Annotated in this window: 10 protein-coding genes; all 10 read right to left on the bottom strand. The window is 45.4% G+C overall.

The genetic code is table 11. From position 1 onward, the window contains the following. On the bottom strand, nucleotides 1-3,515 hold a 3,515-nt coding region (locus JXR81_02005), incomplete at its 3' end, for a hypothetical protein (protein MBN2753620.1). A gap of 664 nt (nucleotides 3,516-4,179) precedes the next feature. Then, the gene (locus JXR81_02000; protein MBN2753619.1) at nucleotides 4,180-5,556 is read right to left on the bottom strand and encodes a Do family serine endopeptidase; all 1,377 of its coding nucleotides are present in this window, start codon (nucleotides 5,554-5,556) and stop codon (nucleotides 4,180-4,182) included. A 68-nt stretch (nucleotides 5,557-5,624) separates the two neighbouring features. Then, nucleotides 5,625-6,947, bottom strand: coding sequence for a DUF4340 domain-containing protein (locus tag JXR81_01995; GenBank protein MBN2753618.1), 1,323 nt, complete (start codon nucleotides 6,945-6,947; stop codon nucleotides 5,625-5,627). Then, nucleotides 6,944-8,473 (bottom strand): GldG family protein, encoded by a 1,530-nt coding sequence (locus JXR81_01990; GenBank protein MBN2753617.1) that lies wholly within the window; start codon nucleotides 8,471-8,473, stop codon nucleotides 6,944-6,946. Before JXR81_01990 ends, JXR81_01995 begins: the two co-directional genes overlap by 4 nt. A 2-nt stretch (nucleotides 8,474-8,475) precedes the next feature. Then, nucleotides 8,476-9,252: an ABC transporter permease subunit gene (locus JXR81_01985; protein MBN2753616.1), complete on the bottom strand. Its 777-nt coding sequence runs from the start codon at nucleotides 9,250-9,252 to the stop codon at nucleotides 8,476-8,478. Beyond that, nucleotides 9,242-10,192 carry an ATP-binding cassette domain-containing protein gene (locus tag JXR81_01980; protein ID MBN2753615.1) on the bottom strand — a complete coding sequence of 317 codons (951 nt, stop codon included), beginning with the start codon at nucleotides 10,190-10,192 and terminating at the stop codon, nucleotides 9,242-9,244. The genes JXR81_01985 and JXR81_01980 overlap by 11 nt, the downstream gene beginning before the upstream one ends. Nucleotides 10,193-10,213: 21 nt before the next feature. Further along, nucleotides 10,214-11,347, bottom strand: coding sequence for a J domain-containing protein (locus JXR81_01975; protein ID MBN2753614.1), 1,134 nt, complete (start codon nucleotides 11,345-11,347; stop codon nucleotides 10,214-10,216). Nucleotides 11,348-11,922: 575 nt separating this feature from the next. Next, nucleotides 11,923-13,566, bottom strand: coding sequence for a chaperonin GroEL (gene groL / locus JXR81_01970; protein ID MBN2753613.1), 1,644 nt, complete (start codon nucleotides 13,564-13,566; stop codon nucleotides 11,923-11,925). A 53-nt stretch (nucleotides 13,567-13,619) separates the two neighbouring features. Next, a complete protein-coding gene (gene groES, locus JXR81_01965) occupies nucleotides 13,620-13,907 on the bottom strand; it encodes a co-chaperone GroES (GenBank protein ID MBN2753612.1) in 288 nt (95 codons plus the stop codon). A gap of 34 nt (nucleotides 13,908-13,941) precedes the next feature. Continuing rightward, nucleotides 13,942-15,876, bottom strand: coding sequence for a molecular chaperone DnaK (gene dnaK / locus JXR81_01960; GenBank protein MBN2753611.1), 1,935 nt, complete (start codon nucleotides 15,874-15,876; stop codon nucleotides 13,942-13,944). Nucleotides 15,877-16,041 lie beyond the last annotated feature (165 nt).

Genomic DNA, 16,041 nt, shown 5'->3' with positions numbered 1-16,041 from the left:
GGTGTTGATGTAAATGTTATTGTCCCCGTTGCCGTATGCGTAACCGTAGGCGACGCGGTTACAGTAGCCGTCGGTGTTGCCGTTAATGTCACTGTCGGCGTGTCTGTCTGTGATACGGAATTTGACGGCGTGGCCGTTAGAGTCTGTGTAGGAGTTGATGTAAATGTTATTGTGCCTGTCGCCGTATGCGTAACCGTAGGCGACGCGGTTACTGTAGCCGTCGGTGTTGCCGTTAATGTCACTGTCGGCGTGTATGTCTGTGATACAGTATTGGTAGGAGTAGCCGTTAAAGTCTGCGTGGGTGTGGCTGTAAAAGTTATTGTGGATGTCGGCGTATCTAAGACTGTATTTGTAGACGTAGGCGTTGCTGTAAATGTAATTGTCGGAGTATCTGTCTGCGACACCGAATTTGTAGGCGTTGCTGTTAATGTCTGAGTCGGCGTTGCCGTAAATGTTATAGTCCCTGTCGCGGTAAACGTGACCGTTGGCGTTGCTGTAACAGTCATAGTAGGCGTTGCCGTTGCTGTGACCGTAAATGTTATAGTCTGCGTGGCGGTGAGTGTGGACGTCGCGGTCACAGTCACAGTGGGCGTTGCCGTAAATGTTATCGTACCGGTCGCCGTAAACGTGACCGTAGGCGTGGATGTCACTGTCATTGTGGGCGTTGCAGTTGCCGTTACCGTAAAAGTAATTGTCTGCGTTGCCGTAAGCGTTGACGTCGCGGTCACAGTCACAGTGGGCGTTGCCGTAAATGTTATCGTCCGTGTGGCGGTAAACGTAACCGTAGGTGTTGCCGTTACCGTCATTGTCGGCGTTGCCGTTCTTGTTGCCGTAAATGTTATTGTCTGCGTTGCCGTAAGCGTTGATGTCGCGGTCACAGTTACCGTTGGCGTTGCCGTAAATGTTATCGTCCGCGTGGCGGTAAACGTAACCGTAGGCGTTGCCGTAACAGTCATTGTGGGAGTTGCCGTTCTTGTTGCCGTAAATGTTATTGTCTGCGTTGCCGTAAGCGTTGATGTCGCGGTCACAGTTACCGTTGGGGTTGCCGTAAATGTTATTGTCCGCGTGGCGGTAAACGTAACTGTCGGTGTTGCCGTAACAGTCATGGTGGGCGTTGACGTTCTTGTCACCGTAAACGTTATAGTCCGTGTGGCGGTGAACGTGACCGTTGGCGTGGATGTTACTGTCATTGTGGGAGTTGCCGTTCTTGTCACCGTAAACGTTATCGTCCGCGTGGCGGTAAAAGTAATTGTCCGCGTTGAAGTAAGCGTCGATGTGGGCGTTGCTGTATTTGTTATTGTATAAGTGATTGTTCTTGTAGAAGTCGGCGTGGCAGTCCGCGTAAAGGTGACAGACGGCGTCGCTGTTAAAGTACTGGTCGGCGTGCTTGTAAGCGTCCTTGTGCGCGTTACTGTTAAGGTGGCTGTACGTGTCGCGGTTCTTGTTACTGTCCTTGTCACAGTCCTTGTAGCAGTGGGCGTGGGCGACGCGCATAAATTATGCATATCAACGGTTGATACTATTGTAGGCGTTGTCTGATAGGCCAGCGATGCAAGATTATACCAGTCGCACCCCACGCGCGTGTCCATACGAACCCTTATAGGCAATGTATAACACCCGGTAAAACCGGGCGATGTAAAACTGACAGTGTAATCACGCACTTTACCGCTTCCACTGTGGGAAACACTGCTTATTCCGGACACAGGATTACCAATATAGTAAGGATCAAGATAACTCCAGCTGTCGGTGGAAGATGACCAGTCATCTCTTATAACCAGACTCCCAGAAGACACAGCGCCTCCTGTATTACATATCTGAATATTAAATGTTATTTCATCACCCGCCACGATACCTGTGGTCTTACTTGCCGATTTTACTATTGTGAAATTCGGCGGCATTGTAGGTGTCATTGTAGGCGTTATCGTCCTTGTCACCGAAGGTGTAAATGTCGGCGAGCAGTAATTATTCATAACCACGGTTGAAACAATTGTGGGCGAACCCATATAGCTGTTAAGGGTCGCGTCATTATGCCAGGGCCCGCAGCCGTAATTGTTAGCCGAATGCACACGGTACTCTAAATCCACGCACCCTGTAAAACCGGGCTGCTGAAAATGGATGTTAAAAGTCCTGTAATCATTGCCGCCGGTTGTATCATAATAATCTATTCCAACCGCGGGGTTGTCCACATTATACGGGCCGTCAAACTGCCAGTCCCCCGGCGCTGATGTCATATCGTCATAAATTGTCATTACGCCCTGCCACGCGGCGCCGCCCGTATTGCACAGGTGTATTGTGTAAGTAAGGTAATCGTTATTTCCGCTTACAGTTGTTTTACTTGCCGATTTTACCATTGTAAATACCGGCGGATCCGGGCAGTAATTTTCAACCACCGCAGTTGCCACAACCGTCGGCGACGCAAGGTAAGTTAAATTTGCCGTATTATCCCAGACATCGCAGAAAGTGGGAGAGCCGCTGTAAAGTTTTACAGCGTAATTGTAATCATAACATGTATCAGCAGGAAATCCGTTTGCAAAAGTAATAGAACCTGTCTGTCCGCTGCCGCTATAATCAATAAAACCAAGCATGGTATCAGTGTAATCATTTGGCCAGAAATACTGCCAGTCATCAACCGCGCTTGACCAGTCATCCGCAATTGTTACAGGATTCCCTGAAGTTCCTCCGCCCGTATTGCAGATGTGCAGCGTGAACGTAACTTCATAAGGGGTTGTAAGCCCCACATTTGTGGCCGGGTTTGCGGTCTTACTTAATGTAAAGTGCGGCGGTTCGGGAGTGGGGTCTATAGTAAGGTCAAATCCCTGCCTTGTGAATATTTCTTTGCAGTCACCGTCAGTGGTTTCAGAATCAGTGGAATAACTTAGCGCAGGCAAAAGACTGTTTGTGGCAGGATCATAAATTCTTTTGCCGTATTTCAGCCCCTCTTCATACTGCGGCAGATTCCACGATAACCCGGAATTATCCTGATCGTACAGCGGGTCATACCAATTAAGCCCCGCATACTGCGGAATATCGCCTGCAGGACAGGAATCATCGTAATACAAATCAATATTTGCAATATCCGCGCTGCTGACATAAGAATGGCCGCCTTCAGCACACACAACATCAAGGCTGTAAGATGTCCAAAGTTCATACGCGCCGGTGTTAAGCGTCCTTACAGAAATCACATTTCCTGTGGGCTGCAGCAAAGCAAGCTGCGCGGCATCTAAACTGATACAAAGAGGAGCAGGAGGCCCGGGGCTTCCGCTTATATCGGAATAAGGAAATGCTGAATCCACTTCTCCGCCGGGAAAATCCCATAAATCCGTATTGGTTATCAATGTGCCGTTTAAATACACCTGTGCTATGTCATCAACAGCCGCGCAAAGCTGGGCAGAAGCGGGGGTGCATGCAGAATAAGCAGGGGTATTAATAAGAATTATTACCATTGCCAAAAAAACTGCAATGAAGGCAATTTTTCTTATTGCGGCTGTCTTTCTTACCGCTTTTTTCCCTTTCATCGCATCCCCCTTAAACGAGAGCGCATTCCTTAATTATATTAGACATCATAACTATAAAATAGTTCCCCTAATTAATGAGTTTAACAGATATTTATATACCTGTCAAAAGAATTAAAAAAACCGGAGGGATAGAAGGTCGGATGCACGTAGGGACGGTAAAAACAGATGGTCGGATGGTCGGATGCACCGAGGGACGGAAGTTAAAATAAATATACCACCAAACATCAAAACAAGATTCGGGTGAGTTGCCTCGGGTTTAAAACAGGGGTTGGGTGTGTTTTTTCAGTACGTGCCGCGAAAGAATGGTATGTATGCGTCAGGGGCGTTTTAATGCAACGCCGGCAAATATGTATGTGCCGCAAACCCGCGATTGCCAATGAATTAACATACCTGTTGATTTCAAGTTTGTTTGAATACAAGAATACCAATTTGCGGCGCGTGCTGAAAAAACACACCCAACCCCTGTAAAAACGGAGGAATAACTCCTTCCAAGTCAAAACCCGGCTATCATGCCGTTGTACTGCCGAGCCGCTGGTTTTTCTTCCGTCCCTCCGTGCATCCGATCATCCAATCCTCAGTTCTTTCCGTCCCTCGGTGCATCCGTGCATCCGTCCCTCAGTTTTTCACCAAGCATCTAACCTTCCAAGCATCCAAGCATCCGGCTTCACTGCCTTATCGTAAACGCCAGGTATATCATCGCGTTTCTGCGTTCAATTAACATTACCACTTCACTGCCCCTGCCAAGCTTTCCCGTGACCGAATTAAACACATCTGAATTTTTTATCCTTACGGTATTTATTTCGTGAATAATATCACCTTTCATTACGCCGGCCTCATCCGCCACCGAACCGGGTTCTACATTTACCACCACAACTCCGGCTGTGGAATCCGTACCATACTGCCTTGCATATTCTTCATTCATGTCAACCACAAGCATCCCAAGCGAACCGGACTGCGCTTTTTCGCTTACCTGCGCGGTTTCAGCTTTACTTCTGTCAAATATTTTCACTTTAAGTTCTTTTTCCGCGCCTTTCCTTGACACCTTTACAATAACAGTCTTGCCCACAGGCGTGCTTGCCACAAGCGACTGAAGCTCGCGGTATTTTGTAACTTTTTTTCCGTCAAACCGCGTGATTACGTCGCCGTTTTTGATGCCGCCTTTTTCCGCCGGGCTTTCTTTGAATACCTGCGAAATAAGCACGCCTTCTTTTACCTTGAAATGTTTTGCCAGTTCGGGGGTAAGTTCCTGTATGCCCACGCCCAGCCATCCCCTTACGACTTTTCCGCCGTGCGTGATATCATCATAAATTTTTCTTGCCATGTTTGACGGTATCGCGAAACCCACACCGTCATATCCGCCGGAAGCGGAAGAAATCGCGGTATTTATCCCCACAACTTTCCCTTCCAGATCAACAAGCGGGCCGCCGGAATTTCCCGGATTAATAGCGGCATCTGTCTGCAGAAAATCATCATACGCGCCGGCGCCTATTACCCTGCCCTTGGCGCTTATTATCCCCTGCGTAACTGTTTTTTCAAGTCCAAACGGACTTCCAATCGCCACCACCCAGTCGCCCACTTTTATCGCGTCCGAATCGGCAAGCACCGCGGCCTTTAAACCTTTTGCGTCTATTTTTATAACTGCAAGGTCGGTTTCTTTATCAACGCCTATAACCTTTGCCTTATACTCTTTTTCATTGAAAAGTTTTACGGTTATTTCATCGGCTCCTCCCACCACGTGATTATTGGTAAGGATATATCCGTCATCTGATACTATAAAACCGCTTCCTAAACTTCTTCTTTTTATGGAATTGTCCCGCCCGCTCTGCGGAGGAACTCCGAAGAATTCCTGCATAAAGGGATCATTAAAAAACCTGTCATAATAAGGGTCGCGCTGCCTTTTTTCAATTTTAACGGTTGAAATATTTACCACAAAAGGCTCCGCAATCTGCGCGATTTCACTGAAACTTGAAGGTATCATGGGCACTGCCGGAAGGGTAAAAGGAAACATAAAAACCAACAACAAGACGATAAGTTTTTTCATAAATTACCTCCTGTTTTTTTACAAACCTTACTGATATTTGACGTCTGCCTTTTTAAAAAAGTTCAAATTTAAAAACTGTCAAATCCCGGCAGATTAATGCTATTCATCTTATTTTTATCAAACGAAAACACGCCGTCAGCCGTCTTTATATAATATAATTCCCCGTCTGCTTTATCACCAAAGATGACATTGATATCTTCAGCGCCCGTTTTTTTCATTATGATTTCAAGCGAAGGCTGTGACCGTGTAAAAAATTCCGCCTTTGCTCCGGCATCAAATTTTTCAGCGTACTCCATCTGCCTTATCGCGGAAATTACCGCCCCTGTATCTGTTATTTTTTTCTCTTCTTTGGATAAACCTTGCGCTTTAACGGTCTTCCATTTTTTATCTTTTCCCCTGGCTCCCTCAATAAACTTATTTTTGTATTTAATCTCCACCCTGTCAACACCGTCATCTTCAATCACAAGTATCTGTTTATTTAAAATTTCATCCGCTTTTGGAATATTTGTATAAATGTAATCCGGCAGTTCAAATATTCCGGGAACACCCTGCGCTTTGGCAAAAACAGATTTTTTCACTCCGTCCAGAACACCAAAATAAACAGTCTTTTTGCCGTCAGATGTTGTCAGAACAACCTTCTGCGAAGGTAACGCAAGGCCGAACTTAGCCGCGTCTTTGTCAGCTTCAAAATACTTAACCGCGCTGTTTTTCATATAAGCAATTATTGCGCCCGCCCTGTCTTTCTTTACAGCAGCCTTAAACGGTTTTATAAGATTCCAATTGCCTTTATCATCTTTCTCAAGCGTATATTTCCTGTCTTTTAAATCAATTTCCACGGCGCTTACGCCGGGCTCTTCTATTTTAAACAAACCTTTATTCCTGAAATCAAACAGCTTTTTTTCGGAATACCTTTTAAGTATGCTGTCAATTATATAGAAATTGTCGTCTCCATTTTTTACCACGTAAGCGTAGCTTTCCGTGGGGTTTTCATCGCCAAAATCAACAAAATATTCGCTGTCCGCATAAAACTTAAAACCCGTGTTCTCTTTTTTTCCAAGGCCGTATTCTTCCGGGTCTCCATCTTCAATTTTTCTTTGCACCTTTGCCTGCGCGAAATCTTTCAGCATTCCATTTATCATTCCGTCATCAGCCGGCGCTTTCAAAGGCGTTTCAAGCATCCATGTATCACCCTGTTTTATGACGGTAATGATTTCTTTCCCGTTATTGACCGTAATTTTATTTACAGCGCCTTCATCAAATCCCGGAAAAAGTTTTTCCTGTTCCGCCTTTTTTTCCTTATCGGCGCTTTTCTTTTTAATTTCCACAAAATAATAGTACGCGCCAAGCAGCGCGAAAATTATAAGCGCCGTCACGGTCTTATTCGGCTTCATGGCTTTCTTCTCCTTAAAAACACCAGTATTCCCGCCGTTATCACCAGCAGGGGAAGCACAATTATGGGTATTACAAACAGCATTGTTCCGTGTATTTTGGTTATAAACAGGGGCTCAAAATTCCTTCCCTTCGGCCTTATGGATATCATGTCCGAATCCCGCGCCAGAAAACTTACCACATTTAAAAACATATCCCTGTTTCCCGACGAAGCTATAAAAGTATTATTGGCAAACTCACTGCTGCCAAACACCGCCATCGCGGCTTTTGCCGCCAGGGTATTGCCTTCATTTGTAATTTCCGTAACCGCACTGACTACAAGCGGCCCTTCTATATCTTTTGAATCAAGCCCTGCCTTTGCTTCCTTTATACCCGCAAGGTCTGTTTCGCCCCAGCTGCCGGGATTTGTGCGTGACAGCGATACCGCATTGCCGGACAGTTCAAACGTACGGCACATTGGAAGAAAGGTCGCGACAGTGAAGCCCTTTGTAATTTCATGGCTTTCATACGATGAAATAACGGGCATAAGAAAATCACCGCCAAGCATCCTGCTTATCTTATCCACCACTATGTCGTTATGCGGTTTAAATCCGTATGCGGCAATCAGACTTTCAAGATTGGGCAGTTTTACAAGCGGAGGATAAAGCACAAACACCCTTCCGTTATTGGAAATAAAATCCTTTATCACCTTAATTTCACGCGGAAAAAAATCAGCCTGCGGGCCGGCTACTATAAGCACGGCCGCGTCGCGCGGCACAGATGTCATCGTAAAAAGTTCCACCTGTTCGGCTTCATAATTCTGTGAAGCAAGGGCTTTTTTTGCCGACCCATATCCGGATTTATCATTGGCAGGAGAATCAATCGACGGCTCTCCGTGGCCTTTTGTAAAATATACCTTCTTCTTTATATCGCTTGAAAGCCTTATAACGGCGTTTGTAAAACCTTCTTCAGTAAGGTCATCCACCGTTTCCGATGTATTATTATCTTTCCTGCTTATTACCACAACGCCGTAACGGTCCACGTTGAATTTTTTCCCCATCGCGGGATTTTTATCCGCGTCAACAGGGTTATATCTGAACTTTGAATTAATTTTTTCATATGATCTAAGCGTGTCTTCCACCTGCATATTTCTTGCGGTAACAGAATAGAAGTAATACGCGTCCATGTCTTTCTTTAATGCCTGAAGGGTCTTTTTGGTCTGATCAGACAGGGAATATTTTTTATTTTTCGTCAGGTCAAACTGTTTCGCGTTGGATATTGCCACAGCCAGTACAAGCGCAGCTATACCCATAACTAAAAGCGAATAAACAACAGAATTTATTCCCTGCTTCGCGTTTTTTCCGGACAGCGCCGTTATAATGGTTTTTCTCTCCATAAAAACGGTATAACCAGCGCAGACAAACCCAAGCACGAGCGAAATAAGCGCGGCTGTATTAAATTTTCCTATAAGCGCCGCTGACAGCCCTGAAAGCATTATAAGCACAAGCCCGGTTATCAGCAGTATTTTATTTAATAAATTATTGTTCATCTTTATCCCCTCCACTGTTTTGATTCAAGCACGCGAAGGCTTAAAAAATAGAAAATAAACATAAATACCCCGTAATACGCAAGGTCAGCGGTATCAATTACGCCTTTGCTGAAACTGTCATAGTGCCGTATGACGGACAGGTTTGAAAGCACCCTTCCCAATGCCGGGTCCACTACAGCGCTTAACCAGTCAATTATCCAGATAAACAAAAGCACCGCAAAAGTGATTACCGCCGCCACTATCTGGCTGTCGGTAAGCCCGGATATAAATGTGCCCAGCATTATAAAAGCGCCGCCTAAAAGCATAAGCCCAAAAAAGCCGCCGATTACCGGCGCCATATCAAAGTTAGCGGACAGTTTTAATGTAATCACGGACGACATGGCCCCTGTAAGCATTGCAAGAAAGACCGTGTACGCGCCGCAGAATTTTGCCGCCACCACAGCGGCATCGCTTACGGGAAAAGTGAAAAGCAGTTCCATTGTACCTTCGCGTTTTTCTTCCGCGAACGTCCTCATGGTTATCAGCGGCAGTATAAGAAGAAGTATGAACGAAATATTAAAAAACCACGGCCGAAAAATTCCATCCAGCGTGGTCAGGTCCATCATATTCTGCTGGTACGTGTTCATGCTTCTTAACGACACTTCGGAATAGTAATTGGCGATAGACGCGAAAAAATATCCGGAAATAGCCATAAAAACCACTATTAGAACGTACGCAATTGGCTGGCTGAAAAATATCCTTATTTCTTTTTTATACAGTCCGGTAAATTTACTGAACATTTTCATCCTCCCTGGTGACAAGCTTCAGGAAAACGTCTTCCAGTGTAAGCTGTTCGCGCTTTAATTCCAGAAGCGCCCATTTATTGCGCGCTATACTCTGCACAATTTCGCGCCTTAAATCCGCGCCTTCAGCCGTATCAATTGTATAGGTATAAATCCCCGGTTCTATTTCGTTTTTTTCTTCAGCAGATGAAACACCCTTAATGGCAAGCATTTCCTTAATAAATTTATCTTTAGGGGCTTCAACTTCAAGGTGTATTCTTGCACCTTTGTTAAAAGTCTTTTCAAGGTCAGCGACATTATCCTGCGCTATTATCCTGCCTTCATTGATGACAATAACTTTATCACACGTGACGCTTACTTCAGGCAGAATGTGGGTGGACAGTATTATGGTGCGGTCGCCGCTCATTTTTTTTATCAGCGTCCTTATTTCTTTTATCTGTTTTGGGTCAAGCCCTGACGTGGGCTCGTCAAGTATCAGCACCTTTGGGTCATTTAATATTGCCTGTGCAAGCCCCACCCTTTGCTTATAACCCTTGGAAAGTTTTCCTATTATGGAATTTTTAACACCTGTCAGCCCTGTCTCTTCCATCACGCGCTCTATCGCCGCTTTCTTATCGCCTTTGGCCACGCCTTTTATATCAGCTATAAATTTCAAATAATCACTTACAGACAACTCTTTGTAAAGCGGTACGTTTTCAGGCATGTATCCAATCTGCTCTTTTACCTTTATGGGTTCTTTGGTGATATCATAACCCGCCACTTTTACAGTTCCCGCTGACGGCGGAAAAAAACCTGTAATCATCCTCATAGTGGTGGTTTTGCCCGCGCCGTTAGGCCCAAGAAAACCTATAATTTCACCCTTGTTAACGGTAAAGGTGACGCCATCCACCACAGTTTTACCGCCGAATTTTTTGCTTACATTGACAAGTTCTATCATGGCCTCTCCCCTTAAGCGTTTTCAGTACTTCATATCTTTTAATTTTGCAAGTTCCTGTATAAGCTTTTTTTCTTTATCATTTAACTTCAAGGGAATTTCCACGTTTATAACAATAATAAGGTCGCCGTTTTTACCCGTCTTTATATTCTTGGCGCCCTTTCCTTTTATTTTTTGCGCCGACCCCGGCTGAGTGCCTGCGGGAATTTTTACCTTTACCGCGCCGTCCGTAAGAGGTATTTCAATTTCTGAACCCAAAGCCGCCTGCGCAAGATTTATTGACGCGCCGTAATAAAGGTCGTCGCCCCTGCGTTCAAACTGCGCGCTTTCTTCAACGCCAAAAATCACATACAAATCACCGCGGCCGCCTTTGCCATAATCGCCGTGCCCGCTTATTTTTAACTTTGTCCCGTCAGTCACGCCCTGCGGTATTTTTATCCTTATTTTTTCTATCTCTTTTTCACTGCCCGTACCGGCGCATTTTATGCATGGGGTTTTAATCACGGTGCCTCTTCCGTCACAATTGGGGCAGGGTTTATTTATCATAAAACCGCCCTGTGAAAAATGTATGCTTCCGCTGCCATTGCATGTGGGGCACTGCTGCACGCCTGTGCCGGGCGCAGCACCGGTGCCGCCGCACAATGTGCACTGCGAAGCACGGGGTACTTTTACAATAGTTTCGCCGCCTTTTAAAGACAGGTCAAAAGGAATTTTTATTCTTATGTTTACATCATCGCCTTTTTGCGGGGCGGCTGACCTGCCGCGGCTTTGCCCTCTGCCTCGCTGCCCGTTTTCAAAGAACATATCAAAAATATCAGAAAATCCGCCGGAGCGGTTCTGCCCGAACATATCGCCAAAAATTGATGAAAAATCCACATTCCCCTGATAATTACCATTCTGTCCGCCGCGTCCCATATTGGAAAAATCATAGCCGCCCGCCTGCGCCTGTTTTAATTTTTCATACTGAGCTTTTTTTTCAGTGTTGGAAAGCACTTCATACGCTTCACTTATCTCTTTAAAGCGCTCTTCCGCGGCTTTGTCGCCGGGATGCGCGTCAGGATGATATTTTTTTGCAAGCTGGCGGAATGCTTTTTTTATATCATCATCGCCAGCTTTGTCGGTTAACCCAAGCACTTTATAATAATCTTTTAACTGCATATAAGACACCTTTTCTTTCTGAATTTGCGCCTGTCTTAAAGTACAAACTTCGCCCTGATAAAACCGTGGTGTAAATGCCGTAATACAAAAAGTATACATTAAAATAAAACTTAAACACGCGCCGGGTGTATTTTTTTATGACTCCTGCCCAAGTTCCCTGTATCCCCCGAAATCCGGATTTAATGCAGCGCCGGCAAATCCGTACCTGTCGGGAGTAAGCGTATGCCAACGAATAAACTTACTGAAATTTTCAAGCTTTCATGACTGCAAGCATACCAATTTGCAGGAGGCATAAAAAAATATATCCGGCGCGTGTAATTATTACACTTAAATATTTATCAAAGAACACAAAATAGAACGACTGCACATTGCATGCCGCGGCCTTTTTCAAGGCCGCGGTCAGCAATATGTAATCTTTTAAACCATCCCGCTTCGCCATAAGTTAATTATAATGGCTCCGGGGATAAATAAAATCTATTTCATTAACTCAGGCGTCAGCCTTCGGCATTCCACCTGAGTAAGCGCCGCTAAGCCTCAGCTGCAGCCTTTCGGCTTTGCTTCGGCAAGCGTTCCGCTTACATCATATCCATTCCGCCGCCCATTCCGCCCATGCCGCCCGGCATAGGTGAATGTTCTTTCTTCTCGGGGATGTCTGTTATCATTGATTCGGTTGTTAACAGCAGCGCGGAGATTGAAGCTGCGTTCTGTAACGCGGAGCGCGTTACCTTTGTAGGGTCGATAATTCCGGCCTTTACAAGGTCCTTAATCTGCCCGTCATTGGCGTCAAAGCCCATGCTTGAATCTTTTTCTTTTAATACCCTGTCAATAATGATGGAGCCTTCAAAACCCGCGTTGGCCGCAATCTGCCTTATAGGGGCTTCCAGCGCCTGCTTAATAATCTTCACGCCTATTGCTTCTTCCGCGTCTGAAAGGTTTAAAGTATCCAGCACCTGCGAGCATCTTAAAAGCGCGACGCCGCCGCCCGGTACTATTCCTTCTTCAACAGCCGCCCTTGTGGCGTGAAGCGCGTCTTCAACGCGCGCTTTCTTTTCTTTCATCTCTGTTTCTGTCGCGGCGCCCACGTTAATTACCGCAACTCCGCCCGCTATCTTGGCAAGCCTTTCCTGAAGTTTTTCCCTGTCGTAATCAGAAGTTGTTTCTTCAATCTGTTTCTTAATCTGTCCGGCCCTTGCGTCTATTTTCTTCTTATCTCCGGCGCCTTCCACTATTGTGGTATTGTCTTTATCCACTGTTATTTTCTTTGCCTGTCCAAGGTCTTTTATTGTGGCCTTTTCAAGTTTTAATCCAAGTTCTTCGCTTATTACTGTTCCGCCCGTAAGAATGGCTATGTCTTCAAGCATTGCCTTTCTTCTGTCGCCGAATCCCGGCGCCTTAACCGCAACGCATGTGAAAGTGCCGCGGATTTTATTTACAACAAGCGTCGCAAGCGCTTCGCCTTCAACCTCTTCAGAGATTATAAGGATAGGCCTGCTCTGCTGAACCACTTCCTGCAGTATAGGAAGCAGGTCTTTCATGTTTGATATCTTTTTGTCATGAATAAGAATGTAGGCATTTTCCATTTCCGCAACCATCTTGTCGGCATTGGTCACAAAATACGGAGAAGCGTAACCCTGGTCAAACTGCATGCCTTCCACCACGTCAACGTGTGTTTCAATTCCCTTTGCTTCTTCAACGGTTATAACGCCGTCTTTTCCAACTTTGTCCATTGCGTTGGCAATCTTTTCGCCTATTTCGCTGTCATTATTGGCGGAAATTGTGGCAACCTGCGCTATTTCTTTTTTATCCTTTATCGGTTTTGAAATCTTTTTCAGTTCCGCGATAACCGCGGCCGATGCCTTTTCAATTCCCCTTTTAACCGGCATGGGATTTGTTCCCGCTGTGATGTTCTTAAGCCCTTCTGTGAAGATAGCCTGTGTTAACACAGTGCCTGTCGTGGTGCCGTCGCCGGCGTTATCTGACGTTTTGCTTGCAACTTCTTTAATAAGCTGAGCGCCCATATTTTCAAAAGGGTCTTCCAGGTCAACTTCTTTTGCTATGGTCACGCCGTCATTTGTAATGGTAGGCGAGCCGTACTTTTTATCAAGAACCACATTGCGTCCCCTTGGCCCAAGCGTCACTTTTACAGCGTTGGCCACTTTGTCAATACCGGCCTTTATGGACCTTCTTGCGTCTTCTCCGAACTTCATCTGTTTTGCCATCTTTCTGTTTCCTCCTGTATTAAATGTTTTATTTTTTAATTTGTTATCGTTAATTACTCTATTACAGCCAGCACGTCTTCGTCTGTCATTACAAGATATTCCTTGTCATCCATTTTTATTTCTGTTCCGCCGTACTTGGAATAAAGGACTTTGTCGCCCTTTTTAAGGTCCATAGGCTTCCTTTTTCCGTCTTCCATAATTGCTCCCGGGCCTGCTTCAACAACTTCGCCCTTTGAAGGTTTCTCTTTTGCTGTGTCCGGAATGATAATTCCGCCTTTCTTTGTTTCTTCTTCTTCAAGCGGTTTTACAATGATGTGATTCCCAAGCGGCCTTAATTTCATAATTCTGTTTCCTCCTTTAAATTTTTATTAAAATCTATTTTTTCTTTTTGTCTTCATCCACAACTTCATATTCCGCGTCAACAACACCGTCTTTGTCTTTCTTTTCGCCTGTGCCTTCTGCTCCTGCAGCTCCGGTTTCAGCTCCTGGTGCTCCGGCTGCTCCGGGCTGTGCGCCCGCGTACATCTTCTGCGCCACAGTATGGAACTTATTGGTAAGTTCTTCCATTGATTTTTTCAGGTCTTCCGAAGAAGCTTCGTTTTTAACTTTTTCTTTAAGCGATGCCACCGCGGCCTCTATGTCTTTCTTTTCCTGTTCTGTCACTTTATCGCCGGCTTCTTTAAGAGATTTTTCCACGTTATACGCAAGCGATTCAGCCTGATTTTTTGTGTCAATAGCCTCTTTCTTTTTCTGGTCTTCAGACCTGTGCGCTTCCGCGTCTTTTACAATGTTTTCAATTTCATCCTTGTTAAGCCCGGAAGACGCCGTAATGGTTATCTTCTGCTGCTTATTGGTCGCCATGTCCTTTGCGGAAACATTGATTATGCCGTTGGCGTCAATGTCAAACGCAACTTCAATCTGCGGAATTCCGCGCGGCGCCGGCGGGATGCCGTCAAGATGAAAACGGCCTATTGTCTTGTTTCCGGACGCCATGTCGCGCTCGCCCTGAAGCACGTGTATTTCCACGCTGGTCTGGTTATCAGCAGCGGTGGAAAACACTTCCGATTTTTTTGTGGGAATCGTGGTATTCCTGTCAATAAGCCTGGTGAAAACACCGCCAAGCGTTTCAATGCCAAGCGAAAGAGGGGTAACATCAAGCAGAAGCACGTCTTTAACCTCTCCCTGAAGCACGCCCGCCTGAATGGCAGCGCCTATCGCCACGACTTCATCCGGGTTTACGCCTTTATGCGGGTCTTTACCGAAAAGTTTCTTTACTATTTCCTGTACCGCGGGCATCCTTGTCATTCCGCCCACAAGCACCACTTCATCTATGTCTTTGGCTTCCATTCCGGCATCGCGAAGCGCGTCTTTAACCGGCTGAACAGTCCTTTCAACCAAATTACCCACAAGCTGTTCCAGCTTTGACCTTGTCATTGTCATAACAAGGTGCTTTGGCCCGCTTGCGTCAGCTGTTATAAAAGGAAGGTTAATTTCTGTCTGCATGGTGGATGAAAGCTCTATCTTGGCGCGTTCCGCGGCTTCTTTTAATCTCTGCAGGGACATCCTGTCTGTCCTTAAATCTATTCCGTTTTCTTTTTTAAATTCTTCGGCAATCCAGTTCATTATCGCCTGGTCAAAGTCATCGCCGCCAAGATGCGTGTCGCCGTTTGTGGACTTAACTTCAAATACACCGTCGCCTATTTCAAGAATTGAAATATCAAAAGTTCCGCCGCCAAGGTCATATACGGCTATCTTTTCATTTTTTGCCTTATCAAGCCCGTAAGCAAGAGAAGCCGCGGTGGGTTCGTTAATTATCCTTAATACTTCCAGGCCCGCAATTTTACCCGCGTCCTTTGTAGCCTGACGCTGCGAATCGTTGAAATACGCCGGCACCGTAATAACCGCCTGCGTTACAGTTTCGCCAAGATAACTTTCAGCGTCGGCTTTAAGCTTTGCAAGCACCATTGCGGAAATTTCCGGCGGGCTGTAACGTTTGCCCATTACTTCAGCATGCGCGTCGCCGTTGTTTGCCGCGACTATGTGGAAAGGAACTTCTTTGGTTTCCGTTCCAACTTCAGAATGCTTTCTTCCCATAAAACGCTTGATGGAAAAAATTGTATTTTCCGGATTGGCAACCGCCTGCCTTTTTGCCGGCAGCCCTACCACCCTTCCCCCGTCTTTTGAAAAACCCACAACCGACGGCGTAGTTCTGTTGCCTTCCGCATTTACAATTACTTTTGGTTCTTTTCCTTCCATTACCGCAACGCAAGAATTAGTGGTACCAAGGTCAATTCCGATAACTTTTCCCATCTTATCCATCTCCTTTTCCAGAGTTCAAAATCAAATATTGTAATCCTTCCATTTATTATATATAGCAATTGCTATGCCGGAATTTTTTGCCTTATTTTATAAAGGTTTTATTTCTGATAAGAAGAAATAGCGTTTCATTTTGAAACATGCTATTTTTTTGTTTGT

The sequence above is a fragment of the Candidatus Goldiibacteriota bacterium genome, assembly GCA_016937715.1.
GTDB lineage: Bacteria > Oederibacteriota > PGYV01 > PGYV01 > PGYV01 > PGYV01.
The sequence above is the reverse complement of the archived record's forward strand: the minus strand, read 5'-3'. Positions and strand labels throughout refer to the sequence as shown.

Excerpts from the sequence above, each read along its gene's own strand:
- dnaK (MBN2753611.1), bottom strand. The coding sequence starts at position 15,876 with ATGGGAAAAGTTATCGGAATTGACCTTGGTACCACTAATTCTTGCGTT.
- JXR81_02000 (MBN2753619.1), bottom strand. The coding sequence starts at position 5,556 with ATGAAAAAACTTATCGTCTTGTTGTTGGTTTTTATGTTTCCTTTTACC.
- groES (MBN2753612.1), bottom strand. The coding sequence starts at position 13,907 with ATGAAATTAAGGCCGCTTGGGAATCACATCATTGTAAAACCGCTTGAA.
- JXR81_01980 (MBN2753615.1), bottom strand. The coding sequence starts at position 10,192 with ATGATAGAACTTGTCAATGTAAGCAAAAAATTCGGCGGTAAAACTGTG.
- JXR81_01995 (MBN2753618.1), bottom strand. The coding sequence starts at position 6,947 with ATGAAGCCGAATAAGACCGTGACGGCGCTTATAATTTTCGCGCTGCTT.
- JXR81_01990 (MBN2753617.1), bottom strand. The coding sequence starts at position 8,473 with ATGAACAATAATTTATTAAATAAAATACTGCTGATAACCGGGCTTGTG.
- JXR81_01985 (MBN2753616.1), bottom strand. The coding sequence starts at position 9,252 with ATGTTCAGTAAATTTACCGGACTGTATAAAAAAGAAATAAGGATATTT.
- JXR81_01975 (MBN2753614.1), bottom strand. The coding sequence starts at position 11,347 with ATGCAGTTAAAAGATTATTATAAAGTGCTTGGGTTAACCGACAAAGCT.
- groL (MBN2753613.1), bottom strand. The coding sequence starts at position 13,566 with ATGGCAAAACAGATGAAGTTCGGAGAAGACGCAAGAAGGTCCATAAAG.